The organism is Streptomyces blattellae (assembly GCF_009709555.1).
Taxonomy (GTDB): domain Bacteria; phylum Actinomycetota; class Actinomycetes; order Streptomycetales; family Streptomycetaceae; genus Streptomyces; species Streptomyces blattellae.
This window is the reverse complement of record NZ_WJBG01000120.1, coordinates 85,308-99,443: the sequence shown is the minus strand read 5'-3', so window position 1 is coordinate 99,443 and position 14,136 is coordinate 85,308. Positions and strand designations below refer to the sequence as shown.

Annotated in this window: 13 protein-coding genes and 1 pseudogene; 6 read left to right on the top strand and 8 right to left on the bottom strand. The window is 71.1% G+C overall.

Going from position 1 to position 14,136, the window contains the following annotated elements:
- Positions 1 to 14: 14 nt before the first annotated feature.
- Both GFH49_RS39995 and GFH49_RS10140 read left to right on the top strand, forming a co-directional pair.
- Positions 15 to 185: pseudogene (locus GFH49_RS39995) on the top strand (MarR family transcriptional regulator); the annotation flags it as partial.
- A 172-nt stretch (positions 186 to 357) separates the two neighbouring features.
- Positions 358 to 1,227, top strand: coding sequence for an esterase/lipase family protein (locus GFH49_RS10140; RefSeq protein WP_155055492.1), 870 nt, complete (start codon positions 358 to 360; stop codon positions 1,225 to 1,227).
- A gap of 64 nt (positions 1,228 to 1,291) precedes the next feature.
- On the opposite strand, the gene GFH49_RS10135 is transcribed toward GFH49_RS10140, so the two are convergent.
- Positions 1,292 to 2,269, bottom strand: coding sequence for a lytic polysaccharide monooxygenase auxiliary activity family 9 protein (locus GFH49_RS10135; protein WP_155055491.1), 978 nt, complete (start codon positions 2,267 to 2,269; stop codon positions 1,292 to 1,294).
- Between the two features lie 171 nt (positions 2,270 to 2,440).
- Here GFH49_RS10135 and GFH49_RS10130 point away from each other — a divergent pair, with 171 nt between their 5' ends.
- Complete coding sequence (locus GFH49_RS10130) at positions 2,441 to 2,890, top strand: GNAT family N-acetyltransferase (RefSeq protein ID WP_155055490.1); 450 nt, start codon at positions 2,441 to 2,443, stop codon at positions 2,888 to 2,890.
- A gap of 38 nt (positions 2,891 to 2,928) precedes the next feature.
- Here GFH49_RS10130 and GFH49_RS40940 read toward each other — a convergent pair whose 3' ends face one another.
- Positions 2,929 to 3,063 (bottom strand): hypothetical protein, encoded by a 135-nt coding sequence (locus GFH49_RS40940; protein WP_155055489.1) that lies wholly within the window; start codon positions 3,061 to 3,063, stop codon positions 2,929 to 2,931.
- A 199-nt stretch (positions 3,064 to 3,262) separates the two neighbouring features.
- Here GFH49_RS40940 and GFH49_RS10120 point away from each other — a divergent pair, with 199 nt between their 5' ends.
- Entirely contained in the window at positions 3,263 to 3,877 is a 615-nt protein-coding gene (locus GFH49_RS10120) for a class I SAM-dependent methyltransferase (protein ID WP_155055488.1), read from the top strand.
- A gap of 72 nt (positions 3,878 to 3,949) precedes the next feature.
- Here the strand turns inward: GFH49_RS10120 and GFH49_RS10115 are convergent, their stop codons facing one another.
- Both GFH49_RS10115 and GFH49_RS10110 read right to left on the bottom strand, forming a co-directional pair.
- Positions 3,950 to 4,450: a ribonuclease FAU-1 family protein gene (locus tag GFH49_RS10115; protein WP_155055487.1), complete on the bottom strand. Its 501-nt coding sequence runs from the start codon at positions 4,448 to 4,450 to the stop codon at positions 3,950 to 3,952.
- Entirely contained in the window at positions 4,431 to 5,360 is a 930-nt protein-coding gene (locus GFH49_RS10110) for a GNAT family N-acetyltransferase (RefSeq protein WP_155055486.1), read from the bottom strand. Before GFH49_RS10110 ends, GFH49_RS10115 begins: the two co-directional genes overlap by 20 nt.
- 124 nt (positions 5,361 to 5,484) lie before the next feature.
- On the opposite strand from GFH49_RS10110, the gene GFH49_RS10105 reads away from it, so the two are divergent.
- Entirely contained in the window at positions 5,485 to 5,853 is a 369-nt protein-coding gene (locus tag GFH49_RS10105) for a GntR family transcriptional regulator (RefSeq protein WP_196217918.1), read from the top strand.
- Between the two features lie 81 nt (positions 5,854 to 5,934).
- On the opposite strand, the gene GFH49_RS10100 is transcribed toward GFH49_RS10105, so the two are convergent.
- On the bottom strand, positions 5,935 to 6,741 hold the full coding sequence (locus tag GFH49_RS10100) for a DUF72 domain-containing protein (RefSeq protein WP_155055484.1): 807 nt from the start codon (positions 6,739 to 6,741) through the stop codon (positions 5,935 to 5,937).
- Between the two features lie 100 nt (positions 6,742 to 6,841).
- On the bottom strand, positions 6,842 to 7,936 hold the full coding sequence (locus GFH49_RS10095) for a DUF5925 domain-containing protein (RefSeq protein WP_155055483.1): 1,095 nt from the start codon (positions 7,934 to 7,936) through the stop codon (positions 6,842 to 6,844).
- 155 nt (positions 7,937 to 8,091) lie between these two features.
- Between GFH49_RS10095 and GFH49_RS10090 the strand changes: the two genes are divergently transcribed.
- A complete protein-coding gene (locus GFH49_RS10090) occupies positions 8,092 to 9,513 on the top strand; it encodes a GH39 family glycosyl hydrolase (protein WP_155055482.1) in 1,422 nt (473 codons plus the stop codon).
- Between the two features lie 49 nt (positions 9,514 to 9,562).
- Here the strand turns inward: GFH49_RS10090 and GFH49_RS10085 are convergent, their stop codons facing one another.
- Together GFH49_RS10085 and GFH49_RS10080 are read right to left on the bottom strand one after the other, a co-directional pair.
- Positions 9,563 to 13,312: a lipopolysaccharide biosynthesis protein gene (locus GFH49_RS10085; RefSeq protein ID WP_155055481.1), complete on the bottom strand. Its 3,750-nt coding sequence runs from the start codon at positions 13,310 to 13,312 to the stop codon at positions 9,563 to 9,565.
- Entirely contained in the window at positions 13,305 to 14,105 is an 801-nt protein-coding gene (locus tag GFH49_RS10080) for a polysaccharide deacetylase family protein (protein ID WP_196217917.1), read from the bottom strand. The genes GFH49_RS10085 and GFH49_RS10080 overlap by 8 nt, the downstream gene beginning before the upstream one ends.
- Positions 14,106 to 14,136: the final 31 nt, after the last annotated feature.

Sequence of the window (14,136 nt, the reverse complement as noted above, 5' to 3'; positions counted from 1 at the left end):
GCGAGTGATCAGTTCGGCTGGTCGTGTTGACCGGGCGGGGGTGGGCCTGTGCGAGGGCTGCGGAGGAGGCGGCGGCGGATGTGGTGCGGGCGTGGGGTGACGTGCTCGGTGAGGGGGAGGTGCGCGCGTTGGGGGATCGGTTGGGGCGTATCGCGCCCTACGGCCCCCTCAGGCCGACCTGGTGATGATTCGTCAGCTGCTTTATCACAGTCGATGACATCACTGGAAGTTTTACTGACGCGTAACTTCCCACTTGAACTACTCGTCCGTAACTTGACAGGTGCACAGCATCCTCGTGATCCGGATCACAGGGCGTAAAGCCGTCGCAACTCCCTTGAGCCGCAAGGAGATCACCCGATGCTGCCCTGGAAACGCCTGTTCAGACCGCTGGCCGCGCTGCTGCTGACCGGCGCGGTCGCCCTCGTCCCCGCGACCACCGCCCGTGCGGCCGACGCCGCCGTGACCTCGAACAGCGGCTGGAACGACTGGGCGTGCAAACCGTCCGCCGCTCACCCCCGGCCCGTCGTCCTGGTGCACGGCACCCTCGGCAACTCCGTCGACAACTGGCTCGGACTCGCGCCCTACCTGACGAAGCGCGGCTACTGCGTCTTCTCCCTCGACTACGGCCAACTGCCGGGTGTGCCCTTCTTCTATGGCCTCGGCCCGATCGACAAGTCGGCAGAGCAACTCGACGCGTTCGTCGACAAGGTGCTCGCCACGACCGGCGCCGACGAGGTCGATCTCGTCGGTCACTCGCAGGGCGGCATGATGCCCCGCTACTACCTGAAGTTCCTCGGCGGAGCGGCCGAGGTGAACGCGCTCGTCGGCATCGCGCCCCCCAACCACGGCACGACGCTGAGCGGGCTCACCGGCCTGCTGCCGTACTTCCCGGGCGTCGAGGACCTGCTGAACACCGCCACGCCCGGCCTCGCCGACCAGATCGCCGGTTCCGCCTTCCTCGCCAAGCTCAACGAGGGCGGCGACACCGTGCCCGGCGTCAGCTACACGGTCCTCGCCACCAGGTACGACCTGGTGGTCACGCCGTACCGCAGCCAGTACCTGGACGGGCCCGACGTACGCAACGTCCTGCTCCAGGATCTGTGCCCGGTCGACCTCTCCGGGCACATAGCGATCGGGCTGTTCGACCGGATCGCCTTCCACGAGGTCGCCAACGCGCTGGACCCGGCGCACGCCGAGCCCACCACCTGCGCGTCGGTGTTCAGCTGACCGTCCGGTCGTCGCCGGGGCCTGACCGGCCTGAGCCGCCGGTCAGGCCCCGGAGTCCCAGGTGTCAGCGACCGTGCCGGCCACCGCTCACCGCGCGCCGCCGCACCGATGCGAACAGGGCCGTCGCACTCAGCGCGAGTGCGGCGGCGCCGCCGACCGCGAAGTACGAAGTGCTGCTGTCGCCGCCGGTCTCGGCCAGGTTCGCCGAAGCACCGGCAGTCTTCGGCTCGTTGGCGGCGACCGTCCCGGCGGCCGGCTCCGCCGACGTGCTCGCGTCGTCGTCGCCGTGACCGTGGTGCTCGACGGTCGACTTGTCGGTACCGTCCTCGATCTGCTCCTCGGACGGGGCGGAGGCGGACGGGGCGGAGGCGGACGGGGCGGCCGGAGAGTCGTCGGCGGTGTCGCTGCCGCCGAAGGTGACGTCCGAGCAGGAGTAGAACGCCTCCGGGCTGTCCGAACGCTGCCAGACCGCGTACAGCAGCTGCTTGCCGGAACGCTCGGGCAGGCTGCCGGAGAAGGTGTAGTAGCCGCCAGAGGCGGCCGGGTCGGTGACCGCCGCGACCGGGTTGGCCAGGTCCAGGTCGCCCCAGGCCAGCGGCTGCGCCGGGTCGTAGCCGGCCTTGGTGATGTACACCTTGAAGGTGCCCTTGTGCGGGGCCGTCACGCGGTACTTGAAGGTGTACGACCCACTGCTCACGCTGGTCGAGGGCCAGTCGGCGCGGGCCAGGTCGAGCCCCTTGAACGCCTCGCTGTTCGCGCTGCACAGCCTGCCGTCCGGGATCAGCGCCTGGTGCCGCCCGTTCGCGTCGCCGATGCGTATGCCGTTCCAGTCGTACAGCGCCTGCGTGCCGCCGGCCGCGACCGCCGCCTTGCACGCGTCGGACTTCGGGCTCTCGGGCCCTTCCGCGTAACACTGCGACACCCGGCTGACCGGGTCGCCCATCGAGCCGTGCGCGGGCGCGGGCGCGGCGGCCAGCGCGGTCAGAGCGAGCGGGGCGATGCCGACGGCTGCGACAGTGGCGGCCTTGCGGCGTGCGGGCATGACGGAACTCCTCGGAACGGTCACTGGATTCATGGGCCGAAACCCGTGGGGGCGATCAGCAAGCTAGCCCCAGAAGACCGTGAAATCGCCTGCTGGAGGCGGGTGAGGGAGATCCTTATGGTGGCTTTAAGGGAGTGCTCAGGCTGGGATCAGGTAGCTACGGTTCGCGTCATGACAGACGACGAGATCCGGCCCGCCGCGACCGCCGACGTACCGGCTGTGAAGAGCGTCACCGACGCGGCGTACCGCCCCTACATCGAGCGCATCGGGGTGGTGCCGGTGCCCATGGAGGCGGACCACGCGGCGAACGTGGCCGCGGGGAAGGTGTTCGTCACAGGCGATCCGGTGCTCGGCCTCGTCGTGATCGAGGCGCACGAGGACCATCTGTTCCTCGACAGCATCGCCGTCCACCCCGACGCCCATGGCAGGGGAGTGGGGCGACGGTTGCTGCACTTCGTGGACGCACGCGCGCGTGCGCTAGGCCTGCCCGAGGTCAGGCTCTACACGAACGCGCTGATGTGGGAGAACCAGAAGATCTACCCGGGATACGGCTACGAGGTCGTCGAGCGGCGCGCAGACGGGCCGTACGACCGCATCCACTACCGCAAACGGCTCAGCTGACGCGCTTCACGACCTCAGCCGCCCGGTGATCTGCCCGGTCAGCCGTCCGGCCACCATGTGCGCGCGATGTCCTTTCGGACCTCGGGGCGCTCGGCGGGGCGCTCGTCGGCCTGCTCGCGGAGCCGGCGGACGTCCGTCTTCTTCAGGGGCTTCTGCACGGTGACTCGGCGCATGGCTGCCTCCTCCAGGGCCACCGGGTTCCGCGTTCTCACGGAGGTAGACCCTTTCGGCGAGGGTTCCTCATCGGCGCCCGGCTGTCAGTGGCGGTCATCACGATTTCGACCTTCATTCGACTGGCTTCATTCGACTGACTTCATTCGGCTGGGCTTCGACCGGACATCGATTGTCAGTGGTGGCTGTCACGCTGTGAGCATGAGTGATGACGAGAACGCGCCCGCCGGGGCGGTCGCCGACTGGGACGCGGCGGCTCCCTTCTTCGACGACGAGCCGGACCACGGCCTGCGTGACCCCGAGGTGCGCCTGGCCTGGGACGACCGGCTGCGCACCTGGCTGCCCGCACGGCCGGGCGACGTCCTCGACCTCGGCTGCGGCACCGGCAGCCTGTCGCTCCTCGCGTCCGGGCAGGGGCACCGCGTCACCGGCGTCGACCTGTCCCCGGCCATGGTCGCGCTGGCGAGAGCGAAGCTCGCAGGACGTGACGCGGTGTTCCTCGTCGGTGACGCGGCGGCGCCACCGGTGGGCGAGGACCGGTTCGACACCGTGCTCGTACGGCATGTCCTGTGGGCGCTGCCCGACCCCGGCCGTGCCCTGCGGCACTGGCGGGGGTTGTTGCGTCCCGGAGGGCGGCTGGTGCTGGTCGAGGGCGTGTGGGGGACGGTCGGCCCGGTCGGCATACCCGCCGACCGGCTCACCGAGCTGCTCGCGCCACTCGCCGGGGACGTGCGCGTGGAACGGCTGTCGGACGAGCCGCGGCTGTGGGGGAGGGCGGTGGAGGACGAGCGGTATGCGGTGGTGGTCCGGCTGTGACGTTCAGCGTGCGGGCGGGTGTGGCAGGCGGCAGGCGGCAGGCGGTCGGCGGTCGGCGGTCGGCTGTGACGTTCAGGTCAGCAGGGCTTCGAAGTCGCCCGTGCGGGCCAGCGACTCCAGCTCGTCCAGTGCGGCCACGGCCGCCGCCGCAGCCTCCGGGTCCGTCCGCTCCAGCCCGCTCTCGGCGAACTCGTCCTCGTCCAGACGCCGTACGTCCGTCCCGTCGGCCGATCGCCACAGGTCGAGGTCCAGGTCCGCCACGACCAGCTCGGTGCCGGAGAGCGTGACGGGCCGGGTGATGTCGCAGTACCAGCCCTTCAGCGTGGACCGGGCGTCGCGGACCTCCTTCACCGAGTACCAGCGGTCGCGCCAGTAGTACTCGGTGAAGACGTCGCCGGACTCGAAGCGTACGAAGCCGAAGTCGCGGGTGGCGTCGCCTGCCCAGGGTGCGCGCACCGCGATCCTGGTGCCGTCGTCGCCGAGCAGCTCGGCCGGGTAACGGATCTTCGTACGGCCGCCTTTGACGAGGACGACATCGACGGAGGTCTTCGGGTCAGCCGAGTTCGCGGACATGGCGCACCTCCGTGGCGCAGATCTCGTATCCGAACCACTTGTTGATCGCGAGCATCGGACCGTTTCCGGCGTCGTTGCCCGTGAACGCCTCCGTGAATCCGGCGGCGCGGGCGCGGTGCAGGGAGTCGTTCTTGGCGAGCTTGGCGAGGCCGCGGCCGCGGAAGTCGCGGGCGGTGCCGGTCATGGCGGTGCCGTACCGGGAGCCGCCGTCCGTGCGGGCCAGGCTGAAGGCGGCGGGGCGGCCGTCGACGAGCGCGACCGAGGTGAGTTCGCGACTGAGCTGCGGGTGCCGCCAGGTGGTGTTCAGCCAGTCCTCGTAGTCCGTGAACTCGTAGTCGACGTCGCTCGGTTCGTCCGCCATCGTCTCCGCGTCCAGGAGGAACAGCGGGCGCGGGTCGTCCGCGAAGTCGGCGCCCGTCCGCAGCTCGACGCCTGGCGGGAGGTCCTGGAGCGGGGGGAGGGAGCCGTTCACCAGATCCAGGCGGAGGAAGTGGGCGGAGCGGCTCGCCCGGTAGCCGCGCCGCTCGGCGAAGGCGCGGTTGCCGGGTTCGTCGAGGACCCAGGCGAAGACCTTGGTCGCGCCCTGCGCGGCCAGGTACTCGTCGGCGGCGCGGACCAGCAGGGAGCCGACGCCGCGGTGCGTCCGCTCCGGGTGCACGTACAGATTGATGTAACCCTGGCCGGGCTCCGGGCTGTCGTGGACCATGCCGACGTTGGCTGTGCCGATCACCTCGCCGTCCTCCTCGGCGAGGAGCGGAAGGTAGTGGGCGTCGGGGTGGGCGTGCGTGACGTCGTAGGCGATGGACTCCGGGGTGTACAGGATGTACGGGAGGGCCCGGTGGCGGATGCGGGCGAAGCCCTCGGTGTCCGCCCGGACTTCGGGGCGCAGCTCGCGCACGATGACGGTCATATGGCCGCACGCTACGTGTATGACGTGCCGGGATGCCTCTCATTTTCCTCCGGCGGCTCCGGCGGCTCCGGCGGCTCGTCTCCGGCGGAGGGGCAGGACGCGGCGGATGCGGGACAATCGGCCCGTGACCTTGAAGATCCATATCGATGACAGTGCCCCGCCGTACGAGCAGGTGCGCGCGCAGATCTCCGAGCAGGCACGGGCGGGGGCGCTGCCCGTGGGGTACCGGCTGCCGACGGTGCGAGGGCTCGCCGAGTCGCTCGGACTGGCAGCGAACACGGTCGCCAAGGCGTACCGGGCGCTGGAGGCGGACGGCGTGATCGAGACGCGGGGGCGGAACGGGACGTTTGTGGCTGCCGCCGGCTCGGCCGCGGAGCGGGAGCTGGCTTCGGCTGCCCAGGCTTACGTCGAGCGGGCCCGGCGGCTTGGGCTGGACGAGGATGCGGCGCTCGCTGCGGTGCGGGATGCCCTGCGGGCGGCTTACGGGGAGTAGGGCTGGTTGCGGGCCGGTCGGCTGTCTGCCGCGCCGTCGCGGCTGGTCGCGGCATGGCGGGCCTCGGGCATGGCGTGGGCTTCAAGGCGTCGGCACCCTCCCCCACCCACGAATCCGCTCGGGCGGGGGGACCCCCATCGGCACCCGCGTCACCCGCAGCCCCGCCTTCCTCGCCACTCCCGCGAACAGCACCGCGTCCTCCACCGCCGCTCCGCCCGGGTCGTTGTTGAAGTAGGCGTGGACGTCGTGGTCGTCGGTCCAGGTGTCCGTGATGCGGTGGACCCACGTGGTCAGGGACTGGCGGCCGTAGCGGGGCCAGGGTTGGGCCCGGCCTTCGTGGAAGCGGACGTAGCCCCAGTCGGTGGTGCGCCACAGCGGGGTCATGGGGCGGGCCTGGATGTCGGCCCAGCACAACGCCGCGCCGCGGGATTCGAGGACCTGGCGGACCGACTCGGTCCACCATGAGTCGTGGCGCGGTTCGACGGCGACGCGGGTGCCGCGCGGGAAGCAGGCGAGGCAGGCGTCCAGGAGGCCGGGGTCGGCCCGGAGCGTGGGCGGCAGTTGGAGGAGGACCGGGCCCAGGCGGTCGCCGAGGCCGGCCGCGTGGGTCATCAGGCGGTGCACCGGTTCCCCGGGGTCCCGCAGCCGCTTGATGTGGGTGAGGTAGCGGCTGGCCTTGACCCCGACCACGAAGTCCGGCGGGACGCGCTTCCGCCAGGCCTCGAAGTTCTCCCGCGTCGGCAGCCGGTAGAAGGCGTTGTTGATCTCGACCGTCGCGAACCGCTCCGCGTACTCCTCCAGCCAGAGCCGCACGGGACAGTCCGCCGGGTAGAGGACGCCCCGCCAGTCCTTGTACTGCCACCCCGACGTTCCGACGAACAGGGTCATACGTCCATCAAAGCACCGGTCGCCCGAAACCACGGCTGCAGATCCCGAAACGACGGCTGCAGATCCCGAAGCCGGCGGCTGTAGATCCCGAAGCTCCCGGCTACAGGTACAGCCCCGCCTCCGCCCGCCCCCGCGGCTCCGGCAGCGCCGTCGGTGATGTGCCCCGGCGCAGGGCGTACAGCTCCGCCAGGGTCGCGCCCTCGCGGTCGATGCCGTCGTCCGTGCCGAGCCAGGTGGCCGCCTCGCCGTGGGTCAGCCGCCCGACCTCGATGCGGGCGAGGCAGCGGCCGGGGCGGACGACGGCCGGGTGGAGGCGCTCCAGGTCCTCGTTGGTGGTGACGCCGACCAGGACGTTGCGGCCCTGGCCCAGGAGGCCGTCCGTCAGGTTCAGCAGCCGCGACAGCGCCTGGCCCGCCGTGTGCTTGGCCTCGCCGCGGATCAGTTCGTCGCAGTCCTCCAGGAGCAGCAGCCGCCAGCGGCCCTTGCCCGTCGAGTCCTCCTCGCCGATCGCGATGTCCATCAGATAGCCGACGTCACTGAAGAGCCGCTCGGGGTCCAGCACGCAGTCCACCTGGCACCAGTCCCGCCAGGACCGGGCCAGCGTGCGCAGCGCCGAGGTCTTGCCGGTGCCGGGCGGGCCGTGCAGCAACAGGAGGCGGCCCGCGATGTCCTCCGGGGTCGTCTTCATCAGGCGGTCCATCGCGTCCGCGACCGGCGCGGTGTAGTTGGGCCGCACCTCGTCCCACGTGCCCGCGGAGATCTGCCGTGTCGTGCGGTGCGGGCCGCGCCTGGGAGAGACGTACCAGAAGCCCATCGTCACGTTCTCCGGCTGCGGCTCGGGTTCGTCCGCCGCGCCGTCCGTGGCCTGTTCGAGGACCTTCTTCGCCAGTTCGGCGCTGGTCGCCGTGACGGTGACGTCGGCGCCCCGGTTCCAGCGGGAGATCAGCATCGTCCAGCCGTCGCCCTCCGCCAGCGTCGCGCTGCGGTCGTCGTCGCGGGCGGCGCGCAGCACGCGGGCGTCCGGCGGCAGGAGGGTCGCCCCGGACCGTACGCGGTCGATGTTCGCCGCGTGCGAGTACGGCTGCTCACCCGTCGCGAAGCGGCCGAGGAACAGCGCGTCGACGACGTCGGACGGCGAGTCGCTGTCGTCGACGTTGAGCCGGATCGGCAGAGCTTCGTGCGGGTTCACAGACATGGGCCCATGATCCGGCACGAGGGCGCCGAGTGCACCCGGTTTCCGCAGTGGGTCCGGAGTGTCGGGTGTGGTGCATATCGCCGGTGTTGGTTGTGTCCGTCCAGTAACAGGAACAGGCTCCCGAACGGTGTTTTCCGCCGATACTGTGGCCCTCGATGGGACGTCATGGGTGGAATTCGGGGGCGGGGCGGTGGCGGCTCACCGCGCTGCTCGGTGTCGGTGCGGCCGCACTGGCCCTGGTCGTGACCCTGCTCAACACGCTTCCGGGGAACGGCGCGAGCACCGAAGGCACCGCGCGCGAAGGCGACCGGGTGCACGGCACCCCGGCTCCCGCGCCGGACCAGCCCGAGCCCGAGGTCGGCTGGGGCTTCACGCACACCCAGTTCAGCGCCGACGAGGGCAGCCCCGCCGCCGTCGCCCGCGTCGAGGGGCTGCTGTCGCGGGGCGGGGGGCTGCCGCAGGTTCAGCACATCATGGGCTGGGGCGCCGACAATCCCGAGCCGGTGAAGGGCCGTTACGACTTCGCGGCGATGGACCGCCGTATCGACTTCGTCCGCGAGTCCGGCGGCACCCCGGTGGTCACGCTGTGCTGCGCTCCCGACTGGATGAAGGGCGGCAAGGCGGGCGCCGACGACACCGACTGGAGCCAGGCCGCGCTGGAGACCGCGCCGGACCCCGAGCACTTCGACGACTACGCCGCGCTCGCCGCGACCGTCGCCAGGCGCTATCCGGACGTCCGCCACTTCATCGTCTGGAACGAGTTCAAGGGCTTCTGGAACGACGCCGAGTCCCGCTGGGACTACGAGGGCTACACCGAGCTCTACAACCGCGTCTATCAGGCGCTGAAGAAGGTCGACAAGGACATCATGGTCGGCGGCCCGTACCTGGTCATGGACAGTCTCGATCCGAGTGAGGAGGACGCGTCGGAGACGTTCAAGGGGTCCTGGGGCGCGATGGACCAGCGGACCCTGGACGCCTTCGACTACTGGAACGAGCACAAGGCGGGCGCCGACTTCGTCGTCGTCGACGGCTCCAGCTACACCCGGGACGACGAGCTGCTGCCCGACGAGTTCGCGGCCACCGACAAGTTCACCGCCGTCGGACGATGGGTGCGCGAGCGGGCGCCCGGACTGCCGCTGTGGTGGGCCGAGTACTACGTCGAGCCCGCCGACGGCGGCGACGACCGGCACGGCTGGTCCGAGTCCCGCCGCGGCGCCGTCCAGGCCGCCGGGATGATCGCGATGGCCAAGGGCGGCGCCTCCTCCGGCTTCTACTGGAACCCGGAGGAGGAGAAGGGCACCGAATGCCCCGGGTGCCTGTGGACGCCCACATCCGGGAGCGGGGGCGGCCGGAAGCTGCCCATGTACGACCTGGTCGCGCGGTTCAACGCCGAGTTTCCGCCCGGCACGCGGTACGCGAACGTCTCCGTCGTGCAGGCCGACGTCTCCGAGGTCCGGGTCCTCGCCACCGACGAGGTCGCCCTCGTGGTCAACACACAGGACCGGCGGATCAGCGCGACGGTCGACGGCAGGCAGGTGGAGATGCAGGCGTACGGGGTGAAGTGGCTCCAGCGCTGAGCCACTTCAGCTACTTGGCCGACCCACTTCACCTGCTGAGCCACTTCACCTACTTGACCGTCAGGAACCGCTGCACCAGCGAAGCCAGCAACACCGCCAGCAGCGGCAGCGAGAACCAGAACGTGCTCTGCAGCCACCGCAGCTGCCGCACACTCGGCCGCACCGCGACCCGGACCACCTCACGCGCCGTGAGCAGCACGATCAGCGCGAGTGCGGCGAGACCTCCGACGACCGACCAGGGCGTCCAGGTCACCTGCGGCCCGATCGGGCCGGGGTCGGCCTCGGGGATCTCGCCTGCGGGCTGCTCGCGCAGGGCGTAGACGGTCACGTCCTCGTTGACGTAGGCCTTCGTCAACTCCTGCCGCTTGTCCAGGTTCTGGATGAGCCTCGTGTCCCAGGTCTCCGAATAGCCCATGTCCAACTGCAGATAGACCACCTGACTCCGGTTGATCATCAGATACGAGTTCGGGCCCGCGTCCTCCAGCGCCTTGACCAGCCCCGACACCAGCACCGGGTCGGTCGGTGCGAGCGTCGGCACGTACTCCACCCGCTCCATGTCCCGCGAGCCCCATGGCATCGCCGGTGTCACGTCGTTCACCGTGTCGCTGCTCAGCCACAGCAGCCGGGCGCTCGGCTCGTCATGGGCGTACACGTACTCCATGCCGGCGACCTCGCCGGGCCGTACCCGCTCAAACGGCTCGTTGCCCCAGCGGGCCACCAGGAAGCCGCCCATGAGGATCAGGCCCGCCAGCAGCGCGGCCAGCGGTGCCAGGCTCACCCGGTCCTTGTCGCGCTCCTTCGCGGTGACGCCGGTGCGCGGGAAGAGGGCGAGACCGGTGAGCAGGGCGGCGCCCGGCAGCGCGAACATGAAGATGCGCAGCGCTATTTCACCGCCGTACGACTGCAGGCCGAAGCCCAGGAACGGCACGAAGGTCAGGACCAGCAGCGAGCGTTCCCGGTATCCGTTGTCGTGCCGCCGCCACCAGCCCCAGCAGGCGAAGGCCATCACACCGCCGGCGAGCAGCACGCGCGCGTACAGCACGAGTTGGTGCGTCGAGCTGCCGCCCTCGATCCGGCCGGACACCGACGAGGACACATTGCCGCCGACGCCGCCGACCCCGCCGAACAGCTCGTCGAAGTGACCGGACCAGTACGGCTCGGCCATGAAGCCGATCCAGGTGATCACCATCACGCCGAACAGGACGGGCAGACCGCGGAGTTCGGACTTGCCGATCAGGACCAGGACCGTCACCGCGCCCAGCATCACGAACGGGGTCAGCTGGTGCGCGGGCACGCTCGCCGCGAACAGGCCGAGCAGGACCATCAGCAGCACGGTCCGCTGCCGCCGGTCCGTCGGCTCGACCTCGGCCTCGCCGGGCCGCAGCTTCGTCCAGATCACGCGGGGCGCGCGGAACCAGACCAGCAGGATCGCCGCGAACACCAGGTACAGCAGATAGGTGAAGCCCTGCGGTGAGAAGTAGTCCTGGCCGACCCAGCCGCTGAGCACGAACACCCAGATGCCGGTCCACTTGGCACGCCAGCTCGCCCGCATCGAGCGGGTGAGCAGGAACATCGGCGCCAGGTACAGCAGTTGCATGGTCAGCGGCCACCAGCGGATGACCTCGGTGAAGTCCGTGACCCCACAGGCCTCCGCCACGAAGGTGGCCGCCGCGAAGAAGCCCGGCCAGCTCCAACGCGCGTCCAGGTCGGGTACGGCGGTGCCGGTCCGGTCGATGTAGTCGAGGAAGCCCAGATGCTGCCAGGCCGTCGCGAACCGCGGTTCCGTCTCGATCACCGCGGGCAGCGCGTGCAGCGACACGACGGTCGCGAGCAGCGTGATCAGCAGCAGGGCCCGGTGCTCGCGCTGAGGCCAGAGCAGCGACGCGAACACCACGGCCAGCAGCGCGGCACCGGCCAGTGTCGGCAGCGGCAGTACGGAGATCAGCCCGAGCCCGCCCATGCCGTCCAGGTCGGCCTCGCCGAGGCGCACGGCCGGGACCCAGTACAGCAGCAGGGCGGCGATCAGCAGACAGCCGAGGATCACCCCGGAGGGGGTGGGCCGGAGACGTTCGCGTGGGGAGCGGGGTTCGGGGGGGTCGGGGGCTTCCGGGACGTCGGGGACGTCGGCCCTGGTGCTGAGCGGCACCTCCGGCAACTTGACCTCCGGCAACTGGGCCTCCGGCAACTGGGCCTCCGGCGGCCTGGGCTTGAGCGCCCACGTCGGCCGGTGTTCCTCCCGTACCACCGGCGTCCCGGTGGGCGGTGTGCCCGGACCCGGCCGCACGTCGGGACGGCGTTCCAGGTGGTCGAAGTCGACGTGGATGCCGAGCACGAGGGTGTCGGAGTCGAGTGCCCAGCCGGGCCCGTGCCGGCGCAGCCCGGCCCCGCCGGGCGCCTCGCGCGCCCCCAGGTCGGCGAGGTCCCCGTCGGGCGGTGCCGCGTCCTGCGGAGCGGTGGCCGGTGCGGTCATGACGGTCCGCAGCAGCCTGGGCGCGGCGATCGCCACGATCACCGCGAGGCTGCCGACCTCGGCGATGCCCGCCCCGGTCAGCCCCATGCGGGGGAGCAGCACCAGCGTCAGCCCGAGCACCAGCGCGCACAACAGGCCCTGCAGCCAGGCGAGTCCGGCGGTACGGCTCTGCGCGCGCAGCACCGCGAAGTACGTCTCCATGACGACCCGCAGCAGCCCGCCGACCGCGAACCAGCGCAGCAACGGCGTGGCCGCGTCCGCGTAGCCCCCGCCGAACACACCGAGGATCCAGGGGGCGCCGAAGAACAGGATGACGGCGACCGGCACCATGATCCGGACCATCCGCTTCAGCGCGGCACGGGTGTTGGCGGCCAGCCGCCCCGGATCGTGCGAGCCCTCGACGGTCAGGGAGGCGCCCATGTTGATGGCGAGCAGATTGACCGTCCCGCCGATGGTGGCGGCGATGTAGAAGTACGCATTGTCGGCGGAACTCACCTGCGCGGCGACGATCACCGGCACCAGATAGACCACCGCGAGCGAGAACAGCGAACCGGTGTAGTCGCCCGCCAGGAACCGCCCGATCTCCTTCAGCGTGGGCGGCTCGGCCCGCTCCTCGGTCGCCTTCACATGCCGGGGCACCAGCCGCCGGAACACCAGCCAGCCCAGCGGCAGCACGGACACCGCGATCGCCGCGACCCAGGACACGAAGACGCCGGCCGTCGGGATCGCCGCGGCGACGGCGAACAGCAGCACCAGCTTGACCGCGGAGAACACCGTGTTACCCACCGGCACCCACAGCGCGCTGCGCAGCCCGGTCAGCACTCCGTCCTGGAGGGTGAGCAGATTCCAGGCGATCACCGACACCACGAACCCCAGCGCGGGCAGCGGCCCGTCCAGGAAGCGGTACGACGGCCCCCACACGTCCAGCGTGAGCAGGAAGACGCCACCGGCCAGCGCCACGATCACCGAACTGCCCGCGTAGGTACGGAAGACGAGCCGCCCGGTGTCGCGTCCGGCGAGCGGTATGAAGCGGGCCAGGGCGCCGGTCAGGGTCACCGCGGTCAGGCCCGCGAGGAGCTTCATCGCGGCGATCGCTGCGGAGCCCTGGCCGACCGCCGACTCGGAGTAGTAGCGGGCGGCGACCAGCCAGTAGCCGAGGCCCAGCACGGCGGAGATACCGGTGTTGAGCATCAGCGCGTAGGCGTTGCGGAACAGGTGGCTGCTGCCGCCGCCGGACCGGCCGAGGCCGGGCAGACGCAGTCGGCGCCCCGGCTGCGGGGGCGCCTGTGTCGTGGGCTGGGCCTCGGTTTCGGTGGTCGTGTCAGACACGGGAGCGGATGGCCTTCCGGCGGACCTGTCGGGCTCTGCGGACCAGGGCGTACCCCTTGGTGAGGGCACGGTCCCCGGCGAACGTCCGGGCGATCGCGCGGCCGTCGACCAGCCGCGTGAACTCGTCGATTCCGGTGCTGCGCCGCACGGTGAGCCGGGTCAGGGCGTACGGGCCCTGCCGACGCCGCGCGAGACCGTTGCCGACGGCGAGAGCCTGGCCGTACCCCGTCTCGTGGACCGCCTCGCGCACCCGGCGGCTGGAGTAGCCGTACGGGTAGGCGAACGAAGCCGGTACGCGGCCCAGTTCGTCCTGGACGAGCTCCTTGCACAAGATCAGCTCCCGGCGCAGCCCGTCGTCCGGGAGCTGGTCGAGCTGCGGATGGGTGTGGCTGTGCCCGCCGATCTCGACACCGGCGGCGGCGAGGTCGCGGACCTGGTCCCAGTCGAGCATGGCGCCGAGTGCGCCGCCGGTGTGGTGCGGGCCGCGCAGCCAGCCGGTGGTGACGAACGCGGTGGCCGCGAAGGAGTGCCTGGCGAGCACGGGCAGGGCGTGCCGGTGCACGCCCTCGTAGCCGTCGTCGAAGGTGACCAGGACCGGGCGTTCGGGCAGCGGCCCGCCGTGGCGCCAGCGTTCGGCCAGCTCCGCCGTGGAGACGGGGGTGAGGCCCAGGTCGGCGATCACCGCCATCTGCGCGGCGAACGCCTCGGGTGTGACGGACAGGGCGCGGGTGGCATCGCTCGGCTCGGCGGTGACCGCGTGGTACATGAGGATCGGCACGCGTGCGTCAGTCATGTCCGTCCCCCCGAACCCGGGCACGACGAGT